Below are 7,092 nucleotides of genomic sequence, written 5' to 3' on the forward strand. Positions count from 1 at the left end.
AGCAGCCGTTGCCCACCGCGCGCCGCGGTACCACGGAGATGTCAGTGACGCGGCTGCGGGCCGACGGGGGCTATACACCGCGGGGCCGCGCCCCCCATGGCTCCCGCCGATCCCCAGCGCTCCCGGCACTTCCGGCGCTTCCCGCGCTCCCGGCGCTCCCGGCGCTCCCGGCGCTCCCGGCGCTTCCAACGACGCGTCGTGGCACGTCGGGGCTGCGCCCGCGGCCCCCGGCGGTCGGGACGCGGAGGCAGTCCTCCGCCACCCGCGGACAGCAGCCGTTGCCCACCGCGCGCCGCGGTACCACGGAGATGTCAGTGACGCGGCTACGGGCCGACGGGGGCTATGCACCGCGGGGCCGCGCCCCCATGGCTCCCGCCGATCCCCAGCGCTCCCGGCGCTGCCGATGCTTCCGGTGGCCCGGCGCCTTCCGGTGCTCCCCGTGCTTCCGGCGCCTTTCGTCACCTGGCGTACGTGCGTGCGTATGGGGGTGGGGTCCGGGGGCCGCCGTTCAAACCGGCCGGGGGTGCTGTCCCCCGTTCGGGGCAATCCGCGGGCTCTTCGGCGTGGGCGGGCGCTCAAGCCCCCATGATCTCGGTCGTGCATGGACCCGTAGCGACTCGATTCCCGCCCGCCGCAAGGGCGTTGACCCTGGTGACGCTGGTGTGGACCCTCGTGGGCTGTCCGGTCGGCACGGCCCGGGCCGACGCCTGCGCATACGCCTCGACGGGCCTGGACGGCACGGTGGCGGTGGCCGTCGCGGGCGACTCCTGGCCGATTCCTCCGCGCTGCCACACCCCCACGCCCACGCCCACGCCCACGCCGACACCACCGCCGAAACCCACGCCACCGAAACCGATGTCCGAGCCGACTCCCCCGCCGAGACCGAAGCCGACGCCACCATCCCCGCGGGCCCTGCCGCCGACCCCCGTACCGGCCCCGCCACGCCCGTCCCACACCCCGACACCGAAGCCGAAGCCGACCCGCGCCCCGGACCCCGCGCCCACACCGTCGCCCAGGCCCAGCCCACGGCCCACCGCGACCCCGGTCAGCTATCCGCGCTACCACCCCCGGCCGACCGGCTCCCCGGCGCACAACCGGACCTCCCCGGTCACCTACGTCCTGCTCATCACCGTTCCCGCGATCGTCGCCGTCGCCGCGCTGCGCCCCCGCTGACCCCGGGGTCACGCCCGCACCTCGATTCACTTGTCTCTGGAGGAACCCGTTGTCGGATTGGCTTGTTCTCGCCCTCGCGATGCTGGGCGCGTGCTCGGTAGTGGTCGTCGTCACCCTGGTACGGCACCGCACCACCAGGGAGGGCGACGACCCCAGCGAGACCCCCGACGTCATCGAGTACATGACGATGTGGATCGGCGTCGTCTACGCCATCGTCCTGGGCCTGGCCATCGCCGGGGTCTGGGAGGCACGCAGCACCGCCCAGGACTATGTACGGGCGGAGGCCCAGGCGCTGCACGAGATCTCGGAACGGGTCCGGGCCTACCCGCCCGAGATTCGCGACGGCATTCGGGCCGATGTCAACGCCTATGTCGGACAGGTCGTTCACACCGAGTGGAAGACGATGGCGAACCATGAACACCTCACCGACACCGGCACCCGACTGCTCGAACGCATCCGCCGTGACGTCACCGACTACCAGCCGAGGACGGACTTCGAGGCGCAGGCATACCAGCCGCTCGTCGACCAGGTGACGGCGGTGGACCAGGCGCGCAGCGCCCGCGCCGACTCCACGGGGGCGACGATGCCTGGCGTGGTGTGGTTCGGGCTGCTCTTCGGAGCGGTGATCACCGTCGGCATGGTGTTCGCCCTGCAGATCCGGCGCACCCCGCGGGAACTCGTCCTCGCCGGGCTGTTCTCCGCCACGATCGCGTTCATGCTCTTCCTGATCTGGGTCTTCGACTCCCCCTACAGCCGGGGCATGGACGCGACGGCACAACCGTTCCTGGACCTCTTCCCGAACATCCAGGGCTGAGGGGCGATCAAGGGCTGCGGCGCGGCCCGGCACCGAGGGGCCGCCGGGTCGTGCGCGCCGCAACCGCGCACGGGCACCGCACCGCGCACGAGCACGAGCACCGCACCACACCGCGCACGCCCCGGCCACGTTGCGCACGACCCCGCCGCACCGCCCACGACCCGGTCGCGGCGTGGATTTCGCCCGAGCGGCCGACACGGATGACCCGATCGCCCTACCCGGTTCGCGCACCTGCGTGAACATTCCTAGCGTTCCGGACATCGAGGTGCACGCACGGCGCAAGCGGCAGAGGGTCCGCGGGCTGCTCCTCGGGGACCGGAGGAAACACCATGCGCGCGATACGCGTCGCTTCGGCCGCACTGCTGGGCGCCGGCGCCCTCGTCCTGTGCGCGCCGGCCGCCGTGGCGGAGGACGGCGGTGGCAGCCGTACCGTCACGCCGTTCGGCTTCGGGGTCGAACCGTCCACCATCACCGCGGGCAGCAAGGTCACTTTGCGCCTGGACCGCAACGAGGGCTGCCAGGGCGGCGCCACGGTCACCTCGGACGTCTTCGACACGGTCCGCATCCCGTCGGGACGGTCGTCGGCCACGACCAGGGTCGGCGCGGACGTCAGGTCCGGCAGCTCGTACCGGGTGACGTTCCACTGCGACGGGGCGAGCGGCTCGACCGACCTGAAGGGTGCGGACGGTGGCCGGGATCCCGGGGCGGTCGTTCGGTCACCCGGGGACGACGACCTGTCGGGGACGCCGGTCCCGGGCGCAGTGCAGGCCGGCGGCGGCGGCAGCATCGCCGGGTTCGACCCCGGGGAGATCGGTCTGGGCACGGTGCTGATCGCCGGGGCGGTCGGCACGGCCTGGCGACTGGCGCACCGCCGCACCGGCGATGACGCCTGACGAACGAGGGTCGCCATGTGCGGAAGCGGAGCGCACGCTCCCGGAGCTGCGCCCCGATCCGCCGCGGGATCCTGGGCGAAGGTCCGGCCGCGTGCGCTCCGCTTCGCGCGTGGTGGCCGCCCGGCGGGGTGACGCCGGGTCAGATCCGCCTCTCGTGCCGACGGCGCAGCCAGCACACGCCGCCGCCGATCACGGCCGCCGCCACGAGTCCGCCGCCGATGGCCATGTCGGCGGGGGCGGCCCCAGTCGTGATGGAGCCTCCGAGGCCGCCATGGACCGGGCCCGGCCTGACGCCGCCCCCGGGCTCAATGCCCTCGCGTCCTTTGCCAAGGCCCTCGCGACCGTTGCCGATGCCTTCGCGACCGTTGCCAAGACCTTCACGGCCGTTGTGCGGGCGCAGGCCGTTGTTGCCCGGGAAGAAACCGCCGCCCGGAACGACGCTGCCCGGGCCGACCCCACCAGGAAAGAACCCACCGCCGGGGAAGAAGCCGCCGCCCGGGAAGAAGCCGCCGGCCGCACCGACTCCGCCGCCCGGAAAGAAGCCACCCGAACCGACTCCGCCGCCCGGGAAAACGCCACCCGAACCGATTCCGCCGCCCGGGAAAACGCCACCCGGAGCGATTCCGCCGCCCGGGAGGACCCCGGTGCCGTTTACACCACCAGTGTTGCTCGGGCCGCCCCCGGCGCCCAGGCCGTCCGCGACGGCCGTGGGGGCGGCGAGCCCAAGGACGGCGACGGCGATGGCCGTGGCCGCCAGGGCGCGAGTGTTACCCATGTGATCCTCCGCGAGAGGCACCCCGGGTCCCGTCCCCGGTCGATCGGCGAATAAGCACCTCCGGGGTCGACCCTCCGATGTGCGGAACACGCCCGCATGTCGAGAATGGTCCGTCCCAGTGAGCGGAAACGCCGAACGAAAAGCGCACAATCGGATATTGCCGCAGGTCACGGACCGTCAGAAAAATTCCTCTGGACCGCACCTCGGATGGCGCACCGAAGGACGTCCGGGTCACCCGTTCGCCGCCGCCCCCGTCGCCGGTCGCCCGCGCGGGACTTAGCGTTCTCGTATGCGCGAATGACGCGGTGACCACCGCGTCGAGAGGGGATGGCGAATGTCTGCGTTCGAGCTGTCCGAGCTCTCCGAAGCGGAGGAACGGCGAAAGAAGCGCGCTCCGTGGGGCGTGATAGCGCTGGTTCTGCTGACCGGTCTCGCGCTCATTCGGAACGGATCGGGGGAGTTCGACGTCGGACCGCCACAGCCCGCGCAGAACGCGGCCGCCGACAGCCCCGTGCCCGGCACCGCCTCCGCCCGCGCGCCGGGGACGCTGCCGTACTCCGCCGCGCAGCGGGTGATGATCCCGGCGATCCGGGTGGACGCCCCCGTCGAGCCGGTCGGCCTGGACCCGGACGGCTGGGTCGCCGCGCCGCCGCCGGAGAACCCGAATCTGGCCGGCTGGTTCACGGGGGCCGTCTCGCCCGGTGAGAAGGGGACGTCCGTCATCGTCGGCCATGTGGACAACACGTCAGGACCCGCCGTGTTCTACGGACTCGGGTCCCTGAAGAAGGGAAACCACATCGAGGTCCGGCGCAAGGACGGGAAGACCGCGGTTTTCGAGATCTACGGCATCGAGGTCTTCGCGAAGAGCAATTTCCCCGGCGACCGGGTCTACGGCTCCAAAGGCACGCCCGAACTGCGGGTCATCACCTGTGGAGGCGGCTTCTCCAAGCAGAACGGGTACGACGGGAACGTCGTCGTCTTCGCCCGCCTGGCCGAGATCCGCTGAACGTGTCCCGGCCGGGCGGGCGGCCCGGCAGGCCCGTCAGGCGTAGGGCCGCTTGGGGACGGTGAGGTGAAAGCCGTTGTCGAGCAGCCGGGGCAGATAGTGGCGCAGGGCGCTGACGCTCTGCGAGCGGTTGCCCCCGGCGTCGTGGGAGAGCACCACGACGCCGGGGGCGGCGCCCTTCTCGATCCGGTCGATGATGGTGCCGGTGCCCGGCTCGGTCCAGTCGCGGCTGTCCACGGTCCAGGCCAGCGGCTCCATGCCCATCTCGGCGCCCAGTTGGAAGGCGGCCCGGTTCCACGCCCCGTAGGGCGCGCGGAACCAGCGGGGGTGCTCGCCGTAGCCCTTCTCGATGACCTCGCTGGTGCGTTCCATCTCGGAGCGGATCTGGGACCGGCTCAACTCGGTGAGCAGCGGATGGGACCAGGTGTGGTTGCCGACCACATGTCCTTCGTCGGCCATCCGGGCCAGCAGAGCGCGGTTCCACTCGGCCATCTCGCCGCACACGAAGAACGTCGCGCGGACGCCGTACTTCGCGAGGGTGTCCAGGATGTGCGGGGTGTACGCGGGGTCGGGGCCGTCGTCGAAGGTCAGCAGCATGCGACGCCCGGTGCCGGACATCCGCAGGATCGGCTCGTCCCGCACGGGGGTCCTGGCGGGCGGGGTGCGCGGCGGTCCGTCACCGGTCAGTGGCCGAAGGCGAAAGGTGGAGGACCTGACCGCGGCCCGTGCTTCGGGTCCGGCGGCGGGTGCGCCGGGCCGTGCGGGGGCCGTGTCCGTGCGGCCGGTCAGGAAGAGGCCGGCGGTGCCGGCCGCCCCCATGGCAGCGGCGCCGGCGAACAGCACCCGGCGCCGCGTGAACGTCTGATCCTTCTTCATGATTCATCAGTCGCCCCACTAAGCGCCGGCGCACTACTCGTCCAGCGGTGCGGCGGCGGGATTCCACCCGCACGGCGCAGCGGTCCGCCGCGCTCGTACGGTCCGCCGCGCTCGTACGGTCCGTGTGGTCAGTGGCGGCGGACGAGTGGGAAGGGGAGCGTCTCCCGGATCGTCAGTCCGGTGAGGAACATGACGAGCCGGTCGACGCCGAGGCCGAGGCCCCCGGTCGGCGGCATCGCGTACTCCAGGGCGTCGAGGAAGTCCTCGTCCAGTTCCATCGCCTCCGGGTCGCCCGCGGCGGCCCGCAGCGACTGCGCGGTCAGGCGCCGACGTTGCTCGACGGGGTCGGTCAGTTCGGAGTAGGCGGTGCCCAGTTCGGTGCCGAAGGCGACGAGGTCCCAGCGCTCGGCGAGCCGCGGGTCGGTGCGGTGCCGGCGGGTCAGCGGACAGACGTCGACGGGGAAGTCCTTGTAGAAGGTGGGCAGTCGGGTCGGCTCCTCGACCAGCCGCTCGTACATCTCCAGGGCGATGACGCCCGGACCGTCCGTGGCGGTGTACGGGACGCCCGCGCGGTCGCACTGGCGGTGCAGGACGGGCAGCGGGGTGCCGGGGTCGACCTCCTCGCCGAGCGCCTGGGAGATCGCGCCGTACACGGTCCGGACCGGCCAGTGCCCGGAGATGTCGTGCTCCTCGCCCGGTCTGCGCACGACGGCGCGGCCGAAGGCGGCGGTGGCGGCGCCCTGGATCAGCTCGCGGGTGAGGTCGAGCATCACGTCGTAGTCGGCGAACGCCTGGTATGCCTCCAGCATCGTGAACTCGGGGTTGTGCTTGTGGGAAACGCCTTCGTTGCGGAACGAACGCCCCAGTTCGAAGACCTTCTCCAGGCCGCCGACGCACAGCCGTTTCAGATACAGCTCGGGGGCGATGCGCAGACACAGGCCGAGGTCGTAGGCGTTGCTGTGGGTGGTGAAGGGCCGGGCGTCGGCGCCGCCGTGGATCTGTTGCAGCATCGGGGTCTCGACCTCCACGAAGCCGCGGTCGATCAGGCCCTGACGCAGCCCCTGGACGGCGGCGGAGCGGGTCCGGATCACCCGGCGGGCGTCGGGGCTCGTCACCAGGTCGAGGTAGCGCATGCGGACCCGGGCCTCGGGGTCGGTCAGGCCGCGGCGCTTGTCGGGCAGCGGGCGCAGACACTTCCCGGTGAGCCGCCAGGAGGTGACGAAGACGGTCGGTTCGCCCATGTCGCTGAATCCGGCGCGCCCGGTGGCGGTGATCTGGTCGCCGATGTCGGTGTCGGCCGTGAACCGGTCGAGGGCCGGGCCGGTGCCGGCCCGGGTGAGGGCGAGCTGGCGGTCGCCCGACCAGTCGCGCAGCACCACGAAGACGATGCCGCCGAAGTCACGGACCAGCATGATCCGGCCGGCGACGGTCACCGCCTCGCCGTCCCGGACATCGGCGAGGGCCCGGGTCGGCGGCGGAACGCCCACCGGGTACGGGTCGGTGCCGGCCGCGCGCAGCCGTTCCAGCGTGCGACGGCGGACGCGGACCTGTTCGG

At 72.5% G+C, this 7,092-nt stretch carries 7 protein-coding genes; 4 read left to right on the forward strand and 3 right to left on the reverse strand.

All coding sequences use genetic code 11. The features are described 5' to 3' along the window. Positions 1 to 597: 597 nt before the first annotated feature. From ACWEKM_RS45195 to ACWEKM_RS45205, 3 genes are all read left to right on the forward strand, one after another. Complete coding sequence (locus tag ACWEKM_RS45195) at positions 598 to 1,173, forward strand: hypothetical protein (protein ID WP_451627138.1); 576 nt, start codon at positions 598 to 600, stop codon at positions 1,171 to 1,173. Positions 1,174 to 1,222: 49 nt separating this feature from the next. Then, entirely contained in the window at positions 1,223 to 1,987 is a 765-nt protein-coding gene (locus ACWEKM_RS45200) for a bestrophin-like domain (protein ID WP_451627139.1), read from the forward strand. A 329-nt stretch (positions 1,988 to 2,316) separates the two neighbouring features. Beyond that, a complete protein-coding gene (locus ACWEKM_RS45205) occupies positions 2,317 to 2,880 on the forward strand; it encodes a hypothetical protein (protein WP_451627140.1) in 564 nt (187 codons plus the stop codon). 139 nt (positions 2,881 to 3,019) lie between these two features. On the opposite strand, the gene ACWEKM_RS45210 is transcribed toward ACWEKM_RS45205, so the two are convergent. After that, positions 3,020 to 3,655 (reverse strand): hypothetical protein, encoded by a 636-nt coding sequence (locus ACWEKM_RS45210; protein WP_451627141.1) that lies wholly within the window; start codon positions 3,653 to 3,655, stop codon positions 3,020 to 3,022. A gap of 334 nt (positions 3,656 to 3,989) precedes the next feature. Between ACWEKM_RS45210 and ACWEKM_RS45215 the strand changes: the two genes are divergently transcribed. Continuing rightward, positions 3,990 to 4,661 carry a class F sortase gene (locus tag ACWEKM_RS45215; RefSeq protein ID WP_451627142.1) on the forward strand — a complete coding sequence of 224 codons (672 nt, stop codon included), beginning with the start codon at positions 3,990 to 3,992 and terminating at the stop codon, positions 4,659 to 4,661. A gap of 36 nt (positions 4,662 to 4,697) precedes the next feature. Here the strand turns inward: ACWEKM_RS45215 and ACWEKM_RS45220 are convergent, their stop codons facing one another. Then, positions 4,698 to 5,537, reverse strand: a complete 840-nt coding sequence (locus tag ACWEKM_RS45220; protein WP_451627143.1) for a polysaccharide deacetylase family protein — start codon at positions 5,535 to 5,537, stop codon at positions 4,698 to 4,700. Between the two features lie 128 nt (positions 5,538 to 5,665). Beyond that, positions 5,666 to 7,092: bifunctional lysylphosphatidylglycerol synthetase/lysine--tRNA ligase LysX (gene lysX / locus ACWEKM_RS45225; protein ID WP_451627144.1), on the reverse strand; the 1,427-nt coding region annotated here is incomplete at its 5' end.

This window comes from Streptomyces sp. NPDC004752, assembly GCF_053601275.1.